Origin of the sequence: Shewanella subflava (genome assembly GCF_025971955.1) — a bacterium.
In the GTDB taxonomy this organism is placed as follows: domain Bacteria; phylum Pseudomonadota; class Gammaproteobacteria; order Enterobacterales; family Shewanellaceae; genus Shewanella; species Shewanella subflava.
The window spans coordinates 62,917-77,442 of record NZ_JAPDMX010000005.1; the positions used below are offsets into that span (position 1 = coordinate 62,917).

Sequence of the window (14,526 nt, forward strand, 5' to 3'; positions counted from 1 at the left end):
ACCCAAAATATGTTGAACCTAATATTTGAAAGCTTCTACTGACAAACCTGCTTTGCAACTGCGTGATTACCAGCAAGACTCGGTTAACGCTGCCATAAAACACTTTCGCAGCAGCCAACAATCGGCAGTACTGGCTTTGCCAACGGGCGCAGGTAAAAGCATTGTTATTGCTGAACTGGCCCGCATCGCCAACGGCAATGTATTAGTGCTAACCCACGTAAAAGAATTAGTGGCGCAAAATGCTGAAAAAGTCGGTTTACTCACCCAAGCTGCCAATATTTACTCCGCCGGATTAAACCAGAAAAAAGCCAACGGTAAAACGGTGGTGGCCAGCGTACAGTCAGCAGCGCGGGCATTAGATAAATTCAACCAGTCTTTTTCGCTGGTGATTATTGATGAATGCCACCGTGTCAGTAATGAAAAAACCAGTCAGTATCAACAAATACTGCTTCACCTAAAAAAGCAAAATCCTGATATTAAAGTTTTAGGACTCACTGCCACCCCTTATCGTCTAGGCATTGGCTGGATATATCATCACCACTATCACGGTAAGATTGGCAATCCCGACAATGCTGTGTTTGATAAATGTATTTTTGAGTTACCCATGCGCCCGCTTATCAAGCAAGGCTTTTTAACTGCGCCTAAGTTATTTGATGGCCTCAGTGCCCAATATGATTTTAGCCAACTTGCCCCCACAGAAAACGGCGAGTTTAGCCAGCAAGAAGTCGAATCGATACTCAATCATCAAGGCCGTGCCACAACGGCGATAGTCAAACAAATCGTCCAACTGGCAGACACCCGCAAAGGGGTAATTATTTTTGCCGCAACCGTACGTCATGCGCAGGAAATTATCGGCTTATTAAACACGCTTATCGACAACACCACCTCACCAATCAAGGCGGCATTAATCACGGCAGCCACTCCCCAGAGTGAACGCGACGCAGTGATTGATGCCTTCAAAACACAGCAAATCAAGTACATTGTGAATGTTGCCGTACTGACAACAGGCTTTGACGCGCCCCATGTGGACCTGATTGCCATTTTAAGACCTACGGCATCGGTTAGCTTATTTCAGCAAATGGTGGGGCGTGGGCTGCGTTTAGCGCCTGAGAAGGCTGATTGCCTGGTCATTGATTATGCGGCTAATGGTTTCGATTTATATTTTCCAGAAGTGGGTCAGTTAAAGCCCAACAGTAAATCAGTGCCAGTACAGGTACATTGTCCAGCCTGCCAGTTTGCCAACACTTTTTGGGGGCTGGTGGATAGCGATGGCGATATCGTTGAGCATTTTGGAAGGCGTTGCCAAGGATTGATCACAGATAACGCCAACCAAGAAATACAATGCGACTTTCGCTTTCGTTCAAAATCTTGTCCTGATTGCGGTGCTGAAAATGATATTGCCGCCAGAATATGCCAAACCTGTAACTCGACCTTAATCGATCCAGACAAACGGCTTAAACAAGTTTTACAATCTCAGCACCATCATTTATTTAAGTGTGAGCAAATGCTATTACACCAAGAGAGTAATCGCCTAGTTATTCAATATATCGATATTGAAGGAAATGATTTTAAACAGCATTTTAAATTTGACACCTTACCACAAAAAAAAGCATTTTATGCCGCATTTGTGCTTAATCACACTCGCACTCCTGGGATGCCTCATCCTAAATATAATCATGTTGAACAGGTTTTAGCCGATCAACTAAGATTCAGACAGCCTGATTTAATATTACTGAAAAAACAAAAGCATCATTGGAAATTAGTTGATCTATTTTTTGATTATCAAGGTAAATATAAAACCGATTTTAGTTAACGATAAACCGCTTTAATTGGAGTTATTGATAAAAAAACAACGGTTGACGTTAGTTGTAAATCTGTTCAAAAAGATCATCGACTGAGCAATACCCACTCAATCTAAATTTAGGTTGATTGTCGTTTTTATGATCATGTTTAACCTGTCTAGTCAGAAAGTTAACCTAAATTCCTTTCATCACGTTATGAATTGGAAAATAGTTGTGCTATAAACACAACAAATCGAAAAGTAGGAGTGATTATGTTTGTTGTTATTTTTGGCCGCCCAGGGTGTCCATACTGTGTTCGTGCCGTTGAATTATCAGAGAAATTAACTGCACATCGTGAAGATTTTAAATTTAAGTATGTGGATATTCACGCCGAAGGGATTTCAAAAGCGGATTTATCGAAAAGTGTCGGTAAAACGGTTGAAACGGTACCACAAATTTTTGTTGATGAAGTGCCAATTGGCGGATACACGGATTTTGATCAATATGTTCGTCAACATGGCTTACTTGATTAAGACTGATTGATAGTAAAAAAGGACTCTAACAGTATTAGGGTCCTTTTTTATTACTTTAAAGCGTTCCCCAAGGGATTAAAGAACATATTTAGCCGAGAACATAATGCGATTTAAATCGCCATCAACACCATCTTCTCTTTCATTCAACGCATGCATGAATTCAACACCAAAGGTTAATGGCTTAGACGGAGAATACAGTAAGTTTACATATCCAGAATATGCTTCTTTATTGACACTTCCGCCCGTTAAATTGACATCATTATCGGCAGAGAAGCCTGATAGTGTTAAGCTTGAACGCCATTGTTCGCTCCACCAATGTCGATAAGAAACAAACCCACCATACGAAGTAATGGTTTGAATTTCATTATTACTGTCTAGCACACCAGCATTGGCGTAGTTTAAGGCCATATAACGACCTAAGCCTTCACCATAAGTTGCCGTAAATTTAAAATCATCTTTACCAACCGGGATCACACCTGCGAAGCTAACACCGTAACCCACATCTGTAGAATCCAGCTGTGTTGTACCTTGTAGTTCTTCAACATTCAATTGGCGAACAATACCCGCTAATGAATACGCAGCGCCACCTTCTTGAGAGAAGTTGTAACGTGCGATCACATCAGGTACAACACCGCTACCACTGGTAATACGAGCACCACCAGTGTGAGGAGTTAGCGTGGTTTCAGGGTTTTCTAATGCGATTTGAAAATTACCGCTGGTGTATTTAATTAATGCTTGTCGAACAAAAGGCGTACCATCTGCCGCACCAACAAAATCTAAGTTTTCAGGTAATGCACCGGGATTTTGAAATGTTGTCCAGGTTTGGCCAACAGTCCAATTGTCATAAGTGACAAAAGCGTGACGAATTCGAGGTGAATAACTGTTTGATACACGTTCATTGCCATCGGTATGAGTCATAAAATCTAACTCAATAAACCCTGTTAATGAGTGACCACCCTCTAAATCTGTGACGGTTTTAAAGTTGAAACGTGATTCTCGGGCTTGAAAGTCGACAACCTGTTTACCATTACCTTTTTCACCGTAAATAGTACCAGGAACATAAAACTGACGAGATAAACTGCCTGAATCCGGTGCGCCATTACCATAATCACTGAACATAACGTCCGCTTTAATATAGCCGCCAAAAGTCATGTCAGTTTTAGCATACGCAGTACCTGTCATAGCCAGCATCGCCCCAGAAATCAATGCTGCAAGTTTAAGATGTTTCATCCGTGCTCTCCAAATTATTGTTTTAATCTTGAGCAATATGTCTCAATTAACAAAAATGAAACATTAGCAATAGGTCTATAAGACAAAAGTAGAGAAGCAAAAGCTAAACTAGGACAAAGAACGTATCCACTTTCATCATTACGCTGAAATTAAGTGCATTTGCATCAAAGTGAATAACTTGTTAAGTCTATGGATATCAAGGCAAGCAATGAGTTGCTTTTAAGATAGAGCAAAGATGTACGATGAATATTAGAATTGATAAAAATTGAGTAAGGGATTAAAAATGATTTAGGAGATTTAGGAGATTATAGCGACTGATGCTCAATATGACATATGTGATATAGAGAAGTGGTGGGTCGTGAAGGATTCGAACCTTCGACCAATTGGTTAAAAGCCAACTGCTCTACCGACTGAGCTAACGACCCATCTTGGTTTTATTAACCTTATGGTTAACTGGAACAAAAGCCAACTGTCTCTATTTCAAGACCCGCTGAGCTAATTACCCATCTTGTTGTTACAATTTTAATTATTTAACCACTATCAAAAAAGTGGTGGGTCGTGAAGGATTCGAACCTTCGACCAATTGGTTAAAAGCCAACTGCTCTACCGACTGAGCTAACGACCCATTTTGGTTTTATTAACGTTTTAATGTTAACTGGAACAAAGCCAACTGTCTCTATTTCAAGACCCGCTAAGCTAACGACCCATCTTGGTTTCATTAACGTTTTAATGTTAACTGGAACAAAAGCCACTGTCTCTATTTCATGACCCGCTTAGCTAATGATCTATCTGATATTACGTTTAAATTATTTAGCCACTATTTAATAAAAGTGGTGGGTCGTGAAGGATTCGAACCTTCGACCAATTGGTTAAAAGCCAACTGCTCTACCGACTGAGCTAACGACCCATCTTGGTTTTATTAATCTGTTATGGTTAACTGGAACAAAAGCCAACTGTCTCTATTTCAAGACACGCTGAACTAACGACCCATCTTGGTTTTATTAACCTGTTATGGCTAACTGGAACAAAAACCAACTGTCTCTATTTCAAAACCGCTGAGCTAATTACCCGTTTTGTTGTTACAATTTTAATTATTTAACCACTATCAAGAAAGTGGTGGGTCGTGAAGGATTCGAACCTTCGACCAATTGGTTAAAAGCCAACTGCTCTACCGACTGAGCTAACGACCCATCATGGTTTTATTAACCTGTTATGGTTAACTGGAACGAAAGCCAACTGTCTATGTTTCAAGACTGACTGAGCTAACGACCCATCTTGGTTTTATTAACCTGTTATGGTTAACTGGAACAAAAGCCAACTGTCTCTATTTCAAAACCGCTGAGCTAACGCCCCAAATTGGTGTTACAATTTTAATTATTTAACCACTATCAAGAAAGTGGTGGGTCGTGAAGGATTCGAACCTTCGACCAATTGGTTAAAAGCCAACTGCTCTACCGACTGAGCTAACGACCCAACTTGGTTTTATTAACCTTATGGTTAACTGGAACAAAAGCCAACTGTCTCTATTTCAAGACCCGCTGAGCTGACGATCCATCTTGGTGTTACAATTTTGATTATTTAACCACTATCAAGAAAGTGGTGGGTCGTGAAGGATTCGAACCTTCGACCAATTGGTTAAAAGCCAACTGCTCTACCGACTGAGCTAACGACCCATCTTGGTTTTATTAACGCTTTAGTGTTAATTGGAACAAAAGCCAACTGTCTCTATTTCAAGACCCGCTGATCTAACGACCCATCTTTGTGTTATTAACCTTTACGGTTAATTGGAACAAGGCTAACTGATTATAGTTAGAAGGAGCTAATACAAACAAATTTACTTTCAATTAGTGTGTATTAATGTTCCGAGAATGTCATAAATAGTCTTAAAACATCCCCCAGAAGGCTATGCCGTTCTGAGGGCGCCTATAATACCGTTTTCATTTTCTCATGCAAGTGCAATTTTCCAATTTCTTGTTGTTTGCATGAAAAACAGACTAAGAGGCTGTTTTTTGTCTCTATTAGCCATTAAGTGCTGATAATTGCTGCTGAGCAAGGCGAGCTGATGCGCTATTAGGATAATCTTTCAATACTTTCTGATAGAGTGCTTTTGCACCTGGGATATCATTATCTTTTTCGGCAATCATCCCTAGCTTAACTAAACTATCACCACGCTTATTCGAATCGGCAAACTGACTCACTACGGTACTAAATGCGGCTTTGGCTTCAGCATTTTCGCCTTTATTAAATAACAACTGACCTAACCAATAATTAGCATTCGCGGCATAACTTGATTGTGGATACTGTTTAATAAAATTACGAAACGCAGGAATCGCATCATCATACTTACGGTCTTTCAACACTAGATTCACAGCGGCTTCATAACTTGCCGTTTCGCCTAATGTCGTGCTAGAGGCAGCTACAGCAACAGGATCATTTGCAACAGTTGAACTAGCAGCTGGAGAGGGTTTAGAAGATAAATTGGCTATGTCTTCGTAAAGTTGACGTTGACGTTGTAGAACCTGGTTTAACTGATAATTTTGTTGTTCAGTAATACCTCGCAAATCCAACACTTCTCTTTGTAATGCATCAACACGACGTTGCATTTCAAATTCACCTTGTTGTTTCGCTTTTAAAATGCGCTCTAAACGTGCAATACGTTCGTCACTTGAACCACTAGCAATATCCTCTACTGGTGCAGGAGCGGCAATTGCAGCTCCCATACCTAAGAACATTGCCGCAACTAATACGGCATGTTTCATTGTAAACTCCTAACAGGCCAATCAATCTGATTGACCTTCCTTCAATAATGTTTAGTAAACTAAAACACCACGACGGTTTTTAGCAAAACCTGAATCAGAACGAGAAAAGTCTAATGGTTTTTCTTCGCCATAGCTAACTATGCTCATTTGGCTAGGTTGTACACCCATACCTTGAAGGTATTTCGCAATCGCTTTAGCACGACGTTCACCTAACGCAATGTTGTACTCAGGGGTACCACGTTCGTCAGCATGGCCTTCAATTAACACGCGAACATTTGGATGTTCAACGAGGTAATTACCATGAGCTAGCAAAATTTCCGCATTTTCAGTTTGCACTTCACTGCGATCGAAGTCGAAATAAATAATATTTTGACGACGTAACTCTTGCTCCTTTAAACGTTGCTGTTCAGCAGGGCTTAAAACTGCACCTGCACCACCAGTTTCAATTCCACCATTGCCATATTGGCTGCTAGATGAACCAGAAGTAGAACCGCTTGCATCTGTTTCAGAGTCTGAAGTTGAGCTACAAGCACCCAGTGCCATAAGCGGAACTGCAACCATCATAGCTTTGAACAACTTATTCAGATCCATGTTAAATCCTTATCAATATCTTAAATTAAAGAAATGGAGACCAGGCAGGTGATTTCACCTCGCCTTGTCCGACAGGCAATCTTGCCTTAAAGCGGCCATCGGTAGAAACCGCTGCCAATACTTGTTTACCTTCGTGAGTCGTACCGTAAATAACCATAGTGCCATTAGGTGCGACACTTGGTGATTCATCTAAACGGGTTGACGATAACACCTGCATAAAGCGTGTTGCCAAGTCCATTCTGGCAATATTGAAACGTCCATTTGTACGATTCACAAAAATCATGCTGCGACCATCAGGGGTAATTGAACCACCTAAATTCCATTCGCCTTCAAAAGTCATTCGACTGACTTTGTTTGTTTCCAAACTTACACGGTATAACTGTGGTCTTCCACCTCGTTCTGAAGTAAATAGAAGAGATTTACCATCAGGAAACCATGATGGTTCAGTATCAATAGCATAATGATCTGTAATACGTTTAATCGCTTTAGTTGCAATATCAATAGTATAAATTTCTGGCTGACCATCTTTGGATAGCGTCACAGCAAGTTTTTTACCATCAGGTGAAAACGATGGCGCACCATTAATACCATCGAAGCTGCTCACTAATACCCGAGCTTGAGTATAGATATCCTGTACAAAGATCTCTGCTTTACGATTTTCAAAACTCACATAAGCTAAACGACGGCCATCGGGTGACCATGTCGGTGACATCAAAGGCTCTGGAGAACGTAATAACATTTGCTCGTTGTAACCATCATAGTCGGCAATCATTAGATGGTATGGCGATTTTTGATCTTGTTTCACTACAACATAAGCAATACGAGTTAAGAACGCACCACGAATACCTGTGAGTTTTTCATATACAACATCACTAATACGGTGACCATATTGTCTAAATTGATTAGCACTAATAACGGTTTCACGACTTTCTAATAAAAGCTCGCTTGCCGCTACAGGGCCTTTGCCAGCTTGTAACTGAGCTTTTACCAAATCAATCAATTCAAAGCTAACCAAATATTGACCTGCACCATACGGCTTAATGGAACCTACCACTAAACCATCGGCTGAAATATTTCGCCAACTATCTGCAGTGAACTGGCTTGCTGTGTGAATATTGACTTGAGGTAATGCACGCGCAACCAGTGGTTTAAAAGTACCGCTACGCGCTAAATCAGACATAACCACGTCTGAAATTGATGCTGGAGCAGGCCCCTCACCTAACCAAACAAACGGCACAACTGCGATAGGGCGTGCTTGGTCAACCCCTTCAGTAATCACAATATCTAATGCTGCACGCACTGGGGTCGTTAACACGATACACGCCAGTGCGAACCATTTAACCAAATTTTTCATGAGACTCCTTTATACCCTTCGCATTATTAATGCAGTAAGAAATTAATTAAATTCAGGTGAAACCGTTAAATTAATTTCTTTTAATTTGTCATATACACCGGCTTCGGTTGAAACAGGTAAACGTCCAGCTTTATTGATTGCCGCCTTGGCTGCACGACAAACGACTTGATCGCCGTCTAAGGTCTGGCTTGAAGTAACGAAACCATCTTGTGCCAATCTAATAAACACCCGACAACTTTTACCCCGCATAGATTCATCCACCACCAAGTTGCGTTGAATGGTTGCACTGATCATAGCCCTAAACCTATCAACTTCAGACATAACTTGTTTATTACGCGTTTGTGATAGTGCAGCTTGTTCATCTGCTAATGCATCAGCCATTTCTTGCTCTTGACGTGCTTTCGCATCAGCTTCGGCTTTCGCCTTGCGTTGACGTTCGGCTTCGGCTTTACGTTTGCGTTCATCTTCTTCAGCCTTACGTTTTCGCTCTTCCTCAGCCTTTTTCGCTGCAGCTTCTTCTTGCTTACGTTTCTCAGCGGCCTTTTGGGCTGCTTCTTCCGAAGCCTTTTGCTCTTGTTCTTTTTGCTTACGAACAGCTTCAGCTTTTTGTGCGCGCTCTTTTTCTTGCTGCACTTTTATCTGTGCTGCTTTAGCCGCGTCGTTCGCTTTTTGTGTTTCAATTTCTTTTTGCTTACGTTCAATTTCTAAATTTTTAATTCGTTGCTGTTCAAGCTCACGATTTTTGCGTGCTTCAAGAGCTTTACGCTCTAACTCTGCTTGTCGCGCCTTCTCTTTATTTTCAGCCTCTTGCTTTTGTTGCTTCAGTTTCTCGACATGTTGGCTAATCTTCTGTTGATCAACCATCACGGCTTGAATTGCTGGCGCGCTAGGTGCCGACGGCATATTTTTCGGTTTATCATCAAAGCTTAGGCCTATTGCAAGGATGATTATCGCCCCAATGTGAATACCGCCAGATATCGCCAACGGTATTTTTATATTAGATTGATCTGCCACCTATTTCTCCTTGGGGGAATCTGTCATCAAACCAACTGCGGGAACACCTGCTTGCTGCAAGCTCACCATCAATTGAATGACATTTTCATATGCTATGCTTCTATCCGCCTTAACCACAACGGGCCTTAACGGCTCAAGCTGAATCATTGCACCCACTTGCACTGAAATCTCTTCTAGGTCTAATGGCTCGCTATTTGAGCCTGAACCCACGTTTAAATAATACTCACCAGCTGCATCTATTGAAGCAACTATAGGCGGTTTACTGTCTGGTGGTAAAGCCTCTGCTTTGCCCTGCGGCAATTCAACTTTAACACCCTGCGAAACGATTGGCGCCGTAACCATAAAAATGATCAGTAGTACCAGCATAACGTCGATATAAGGTACAACGTTAATTTCCGCAATTGGACGCTTACGCTTACGTTGGTACATTACACCGCTTCCTTTTCACTATAGGCTTGGCGCTGTAAAATATTAGAAAACTCTTCCATAAAGTTTGCGTATGCCATCTCGAGTTTTTCAGCTTGGGTTGCAAAACGGTTATAAGCAACAACTGCAGGGATCGCGGCAAATAAGCCCATCGCAGTCGCGATTAATGCTTCAGCAATACCTGGAGCAACCATCGCTAATGTGGCATTTTCAACGGTTCCGAGGGCAATGAATGAATTCATAATTCCCCATACTGTACCAAATAGACCAATATAAGGACTGGTTGAACCAATGGTCGCTAACATAGGTAAGTTATTTTCAAGCTTTTCCATTTCACGAGACAAACTCACTCGCATTGCTCTTGATGTTCCTTCCATCACCGCATCAGGTGATTTACTGTTAACTTTGATTAACCTTGAGTATTCTTTAAAACCAGCAACAAACATCGCTTCTAAACCAGCAACACTTTCACCTCTTGCGGTAAGTTCTTTGTATAAACGATTTAAATCGACACCTGACCAAAAAGTATCTTCAAAACGTGCCGACTTAAGCCTTGCTGAATTAAGCATTTTTCGGCGTTGGATGATTACCGCCCATGACGCAATCGAGAGGCCTAGCAAGGTCAACATAACCAATTTTACCAACACACTGGCTTGTAAAAACAAACCAATAAAAGACATATCAGCGTGCACTTTCAAACTCCTGAACTATAAACTCTGGGATGGCTCTGGGACGCATTTTAGATAAAGACACACAAGCGACAATCACCGATGCCTCACAATAGCATGCTCCGAACTCATCAACTAAACGCTGTTGGAACACCAACGACGCTTTTTTTAATGATGTAATACAAGATTCAATCGTTAAATCTTGCTCAAACCTAGCTGCGCGTACAAAATCTAACTCCGCACGTTTTACTACAAACGCAATGTCATCTGCCAGTAGTTTAGTTTGGCTAACACCTATCGATTTTAACCATTCTGTCCGTGCTCTTTCGAAGAAATTCAAGTAATTTGAATGGTAGACAACCCCACCAGCATCGGTGTCTTCATAATACACAGTTATTGGCCAATTAAACGTCATTAGATGACTCTTTTTTCAGCTGACAAAATTTCGCTTACTATACCGAGTAGCAAGTCAGTTGTGAATCATCTCACACCCTAAAAACCGACTTTATTTTCACTAAAATACCCTAAAACGACTTAATCATGGCTTAAATTAGGATAAATGAAGATTTTTTAATGTTTTCCGAACAATAACGCTGAAGACGCCCTTGAGTAAAACAACATATTTAACCTTAAAATTGTCATTTTTTGATGAGCTTAATTGTCCGTTTTTCTCATGTAAATGAATGAATAAAACAGAAAATCAATCGTACAAGATGAGTTTGTTAAAAGAGTGCCAGCCTAGTAGAAATTGAATTCATCACAAAAGTGCAATGAAATCGAATAATATCGTCAATAATTAACACTATTCACGCTAATATCACGCAAAAATAGCCTACCGACAATTCCACCACGTTGTATATCGTTGCCTAGACATTTATCAGAGTGAATCATTTGAAGCCTGCCATGCATATATGTCTTCAATAAAACCTAGCAAGATACTGTTGTAAGGATAAGTTAACTTTGTGGGTCAATAGCAGGTCTTAGCTTTGGTTTCACAAAATGTCTACTTCCGCGCCCATTGGAACCCATTGCAAAAAGCGTACACATGATTAGCTGTCCCCTCTAGAACGCAAGTTGGTGTTCGCAGTTTATGTATTTTAAGATATTACGAGCTGTTTTAAGCCAAATAAAAGTGAAAATAATTATTACACTTGAGCCATTAAATAAGCTTATGAATAGAGTATCGACGTTTATTAACAATTAAATTTGCGCAGCAATGCAACTTATCCGAGTATTTATGCATAAAAATATCACATATTGCCTGAAAGCACTCGTAACAGTGGTTAAGAGTCACTTTCAACATTTATAAACCGAACAGATTCATTAGAAAAACTAATCATTAATCGAAATTTTTTTAGTTTGTTAATCTAGAACATAAAATCTATTATAGCGTTGTTTTCAGGACATCAGTTTGATGTAGAAAACAATGAACTTCTAATTAGTGTTTGTGAAACATTAATTTATCCCAGTTCTTATGCTTGACTTCCTTCCTTCAATTTGTTGATTGCAAATTATTTAGCCCACTCGGTTTGAGTGGGTTTTTTTTATCCTAAAAACAAAAGCCTGAATAAAATTCAGGCTTTTTGCAGCATCTATTGCATGTTTATATTGGTTTGGTGATCTTGATAACAACCCTACGGTTAACCTGACGCTCTGAAGCCAAATCATTACCCGTCACATGACGTTTTTCACCATGACCTTCAGTAATAATTCTATCTTGAGCGATACCGCTAGCAACCAATAAGTCTTTTACAGAATCAGCACGCTTATCGGATACCTTTTGATTAATTGAACGACCACCATAACTATCTGTATAAGCATTGACGACAACCAATTCGACCTCAGGATCAAATGACAAGTATTCTTGAACTTTTTTCAGTTGATACTTTGAGAAGCGTGTTAGCTCTGTGCCGCCATCTTGATAGTTCAATACCGTAAAGGCAATGTCATCAAAACTGTAGGGAAGTAAATTAGCAAGACATGAACGAAACTCTCTATATTTGCCAGCAAAATTTGCTGCAGAAATGCCAACAGCAACCTTTTGTGATGCATCGTACCAATCTGAATAATAAAAGGTTGGCTCCCTTCCCTGACTTAATTCATTCAGCATGCGCCAAGCCGCTTTTTTAGGCACTTCACCATTAAATTGTTTTTGATATTTGAGTACGGTAATTTCTTTTGCTGCATCACCTGGCCGCCATTGAGGCGCGCGACTGATTAATTTTGCATTCGTCACGGCATCAGGCTTGGCCCACATATCAAGGGTAAATAATAGATTTAAATTCTTTCCTGCTTTGCTTGAAAAAATCGCTTTGCCATAATCAGGTATATCGTGTTCTAAGCGACACTCGATGGGAGAGTTTTCACCCACGCGCCATGCAGAGTTGTCTAGAGAGGCGACATAATGACGCAAATCAGCACTCACTGAGGTGCTGATGCACAAACTTGATATTAACAACAAATTACGCCACATGATGACACCTAATAAATCTAACCTGTTCTCTATATCGGCATTAGAAAAATTTTCTTGAGCTTAATTTAGCGAGGAAACGAGCATCTTGATGCCGATTGGGTATAATACTCGGCCTAAAAGCTGCTAGGGTTTTATTTTCATTTTTACAATTGCAGCAGTAGTCAAGTTAAACAGGGTAATAGAATTACATGAGTGACATTTGTGACAGCAACAAATTTAAACATCGTTTCCGTGGTTACTTTCCCGTTGTTATCGACGTTGAAACGGCAGGTTTTAATGCCAATACAGATGCCTTGTTAGAAATAGCGGTCACCATGCTAAAAATGGATGACCAAGGTTATTTGAGTTTAGATAAAACGTTACACTTTAATATAGAACCTTTTGAAGGTGCGAACCTTGAGCCAGAAGCACTAGCTTTCAATGGAATTGATCCCACAAATCCGTTGCGTGGTGCTGTTGATGAAAAAAGTGCGTTCTTAGAAATATTTAAAGAAGTGAAAAAAGCACAAAAAGCAGTTGGTTGTCATAGAAGTATTGTGGTTGCGCATAATGCAGCCTTTGATCTTGGCTTTGTCAATCAGTGTATTGAACGTAATGGACTGAAACGTTCACCTTTTCACCCTTTTGCAAGCTTCGATACGGCTTCACTAGCGGGTTTAGCGATTGGCCATACGGTATTGGCTAAAGCATGCAAAATGGCAGGCATCGACTTTGATAATAAAGAAGCCCATTCTGCTTTGTACGACACAGAAAGAACGGCTGAATTATTTTGTTATATTGTCAATCGCTGGAAAGCGTTAGGTGGATGGCCAATTCCATCAATGGAAGAAAACGACGTGCAGGATGCTCATTTGGAACAAACCGATTCAGAATAAGCTCGATTTTCTTGCTGCTAAATTTTCCGATGGGTAAAACACATACAAAAAAAGCTGCCTAGGCAGCTTTTTTATTAACAAGTCGAATTACAGCTTGTCAGAGTTATCTTTTAAGTATGCAGCAACACCATCTGTGCTTGCAGTCATACCTTTATCACCTTTAGACCAACCAGCAGGACATACTTCACCGTGCTCTTCGTGGAATTGAAGCGCATCGATCATACGTAGCATTTCGTCTACGTTACGGCCTAATGGTAAATCGTTAACTACTTGGTGACGAACTTGACCTTCTTTGTCTACAAGGAAAGAGCCACGGAATGCAACGCCCGCTTCTGGATGCTCAACATCATAAGCTTTACAAATCTCATGCTTAACGTCAGCAACCAAAGTGTATTTAACTTGGCCAATACCACCCTTTTCAACTGGGGTATTACGCCATGCGTTGTGGGTAAACTGTGAGTCAATAGACACACCAATCACTTCCACACCACGCTTAGTGAACTCTTCCATGCGGTGATCAAAAGCAATTAGCTCAGATGGACATACAAATGTAAAATCTAAAGGATAGAAAAAGATCACTGTTGGCTTGCCTTTAATCGCAGTTGCAAGATTAAAGTTATCAACAATTTCACCAGAACCTAAAACAGCTGCTGCGGTAAAATCTGGGGCTGGACGGCCTACTAATACGCTCATTTTATATCTCCATTAATGGCTTGATTAAAACATAAGGTTAAGGTGCTGGGCACCATCATTCCGTAATGTGCTATACCATACCTTTTATTTGTGTTGGAGATAAGCGTTTTTGAATGAAATTTGTTTTAC

General features: G+C 40.4%; 13 protein-coding genes and 6 tRNA genes. 3 read left to right on the forward strand and 16 right to left on the reverse strand.

What is annotated here, in order from left to right:
* Nucleotides 1-25: 25 nt before the first annotated feature.
* Both OHT75_RS04355 and OHT75_RS04360 read left to right on the forward strand, forming a co-directional pair.
* Nucleotides 26-1,813 carry a DEAD/DEAH box helicase gene (locus tag OHT75_RS04355; protein WP_264725231.1) on the forward strand — a complete coding sequence of 596 codons (1,788 nt, stop codon included), beginning with the start codon at nucleotides 26-28 and terminating at the stop codon, nucleotides 1,811-1,813.
* A 240-nt stretch (nucleotides 1,814-2,053) separates the two neighbouring features.
* Nucleotides 2,054-2,314, forward strand: a complete 261-nt coding sequence (locus tag OHT75_RS04360) for a GrxA family glutaredoxin (protein ID WP_264725233.1) — start codon at nucleotides 2,054-2,056, stop codon at nucleotides 2,312-2,314.
* Between the two features lie 75 nt (nucleotides 2,315-2,389).
* Here the strand turns inward: OHT75_RS04360 and OHT75_RS04365 are convergent, their stop codons facing one another.
* The 15 genes from OHT75_RS04365 to OHT75_RS04435 all read right to left on the reverse strand — a co-directional run bounded on the left by OHT75_RS04365 (nucleotide 2,390) and on the right by OHT75_RS04435 (nucleotide 12,829).
* Nucleotides 2,390-3,544: a DcaP family trimeric outer membrane transporter gene (locus OHT75_RS04365; RefSeq protein ID WP_264725234.1), complete on the reverse strand. Its 1,155-nt coding sequence runs from the start codon at nucleotides 3,542-3,544 to the stop codon at nucleotides 2,390-2,392.
* Between the two features lie 349 nt (nucleotides 3,545-3,893).
* A tRNA-Lys gene (locus tag OHT75_RS04370) sits at nucleotides 3,894-3,969 on the reverse strand.
* 124 nt (nucleotides 3,970-4,093) lie between these two features.
* Nucleotides 4,094-4,169 (reverse strand) — tRNA-Lys (locus tag OHT75_RS04375).
* 206 nt (nucleotides 4,170-4,375) lie between these two features.
* Nucleotides 4,376-4,451: transfer RNA gene (locus OHT75_RS04380), tRNA-Lys, on the reverse strand.
* Between the two features lie 207 nt (nucleotides 4,452-4,658).
* Nucleotides 4,659-4,734: transfer RNA gene (locus tag OHT75_RS04385), tRNA-Lys, on the reverse strand.
* Between the two features lie 207 nt (nucleotides 4,735-4,941).
* Nucleotides 4,942-5,017: transfer RNA gene (locus tag OHT75_RS04390), tRNA-Lys, on the reverse strand.
* A gap of 124 nt (nucleotides 5,018-5,141) precedes the next feature.
* Nucleotides 5,142-5,217: transfer RNA gene (locus tag OHT75_RS04395), tRNA-Lys, on the reverse strand.
* Nucleotides 5,218-5,562: 345 nt separating this feature from the next.
* Nucleotides 5,563-6,303, reverse strand: a complete 741-nt coding sequence (ybgF, locus tag OHT75_RS04400; RefSeq protein ID WP_264725235.1) for a tol-pal system protein YbgF — start codon at nucleotides 6,301-6,303, stop codon at nucleotides 5,563-5,565.
* 51 nt (nucleotides 6,304-6,354) lie between these two features.
* Nucleotides 6,355-6,894 (reverse strand): peptidoglycan-associated lipoprotein Pal, encoded by a 540-nt coding sequence (gene pal / locus OHT75_RS04405; RefSeq protein WP_264725236.1) that lies wholly within the window; start codon nucleotides 6,892-6,894, stop codon nucleotides 6,355-6,357.
* Nucleotides 6,895-6,919: 25 nt separating this feature from the next.
* Nucleotides 6,920-8,248: a Tol-Pal system beta propeller repeat protein TolB gene (gene tolB / locus OHT75_RS04410; RefSeq protein WP_264725237.1), complete on the reverse strand. Its 1,329-nt coding sequence runs from the start codon at nucleotides 8,246-8,248 to the stop codon at nucleotides 6,920-6,922.
* Nucleotides 8,249-8,290: 42 nt separating this feature from the next.
* Nucleotides 8,291-9,262, reverse strand: a complete 972-nt coding sequence (gene tolA, locus OHT75_RS04415; protein ID WP_264725238.1) for a cell envelope integrity protein TolA — start codon at nucleotides 9,260-9,262, stop codon at nucleotides 8,291-8,293.
* Nucleotides 9,263-9,691: a protein TolR gene (gene tolR / locus OHT75_RS04420; protein WP_264725240.1), complete on the reverse strand. Its 429-nt coding sequence runs from the start codon at nucleotides 9,689-9,691 to the stop codon at nucleotides 9,263-9,265.
* Entirely contained in the window at nucleotides 9,691-10,380 is a 690-nt protein-coding gene (gene tolQ / locus OHT75_RS04425) for a protein TolQ (protein WP_188839346.1), read from the reverse strand. The genes tolR and tolQ overlap by 1 nt, the downstream gene beginning before the upstream one ends.
* Nucleotides 10,370-10,771, reverse strand: coding sequence for a tol-pal system-associated acyl-CoA thioesterase (gene ybgC, locus OHT75_RS04430; RefSeq protein WP_264725241.1), 402 nt, complete (start codon nucleotides 10,769-10,771; stop codon nucleotides 10,370-10,372). The genes tolQ and ybgC overlap by 11 nt, the downstream gene beginning before the upstream one ends.
* Before the next feature lie 1,188 nt (nucleotides 10,772-11,959).
* Nucleotides 11,960-12,829: a flagellar protein MotY gene (locus OHT75_RS04435; RefSeq protein ID WP_264725242.1), complete on the reverse strand. Its 870-nt coding sequence runs from the start codon at nucleotides 12,827-12,829 to the stop codon at nucleotides 11,960-11,962.
* 188 nt (nucleotides 12,830-13,017) lie between these two features.
* Between OHT75_RS04435 and rnt the strand changes: the two genes are divergently transcribed.
* Nucleotides 13,018-13,704: a ribonuclease T gene (rnt, locus tag OHT75_RS04440; RefSeq protein ID WP_264725243.1), complete on the forward strand. Its 687-nt coding sequence runs from the start codon at nucleotides 13,018-13,020 to the stop codon at nucleotides 13,702-13,704.
* An 87-nt stretch (nucleotides 13,705-13,791) separates the two neighbouring features.
* Here rnt and OHT75_RS04445 read toward each other — a convergent pair whose 3' ends face one another.
* Nucleotides 13,792-14,397, reverse strand: coding sequence for a peroxiredoxin (locus OHT75_RS04445; RefSeq protein ID WP_261299624.1), 606 nt, complete (start codon nucleotides 14,395-14,397; stop codon nucleotides 13,792-13,794).
* Between the last annotated feature and the right edge of the window lie 129 nt (nucleotides 14,398-14,526).

Excerpts from the sequence above, each read along its gene's own strand:
- ybgF (WP_264725235.1), bottom strand. The coding sequence starts at position 6,303 with ATGAAACATGCCGTATTAGTTGCGGCAATGTTCTTAGGTATGGGAGCT.
- OHT75_RS04360 (WP_264725233.1), top strand. The coding sequence starts at position 2,054 with ATGTTTGTTGTTATTTTTGGCCGCCCAGGGTGTCCATACTGTGTTCGT.
- OHT75_RS04445 (WP_261299624.1), bottom strand. The coding sequence starts at position 14,397 with ATGAGCGTATTAGTAGGCCGTCCAGCCCCAGATTTTACCGCAGCAGCT.
- ybgC (WP_264725241.1), bottom strand. The coding sequence starts at position 10,771 with ATGACGTTTAATTGGCCAATAACTGTGTATTATGAAGACACCGATGCT.
- pal (WP_264725236.1), bottom strand. The coding sequence starts at position 6,894 with ATGGATCTGAATAAGTTGTTCAAAGCTATGATGGTTGCAGTTCCGCTT.
- tolB (WP_264725237.1), bottom strand. The coding sequence starts at position 8,248 with ATGAAAAATTTGGTTAAATGGTTCGCACTGGCGTGTATCGTGTTAACG.
- rnt (WP_264725243.1), top strand. The coding sequence starts at position 13,018 with ATGAGTGACATTTGTGACAGCAACAAATTTAAACATCGTTTCCGTGGT.
- OHT75_RS04435 (WP_264725242.1), bottom strand. The coding sequence starts at position 12,829 with ATGTGGCGTAATTTGTTGTTAATATCAAGTTTGTGCATCAGCACCTCA.
- OHT75_RS04365 (WP_264725234.1), bottom strand. The coding sequence starts at position 3,544 with ATGAAACATCTTAAACTTGCAGCATTGATTTCTGGGGCGATGCTGGCT.
- tolR (WP_264725240.1), bottom strand. The coding sequence starts at position 9,691 with ATGTACCAACGTAAGCGTAAGCGTCCAATTGCGGAAATTAACGTTGTA.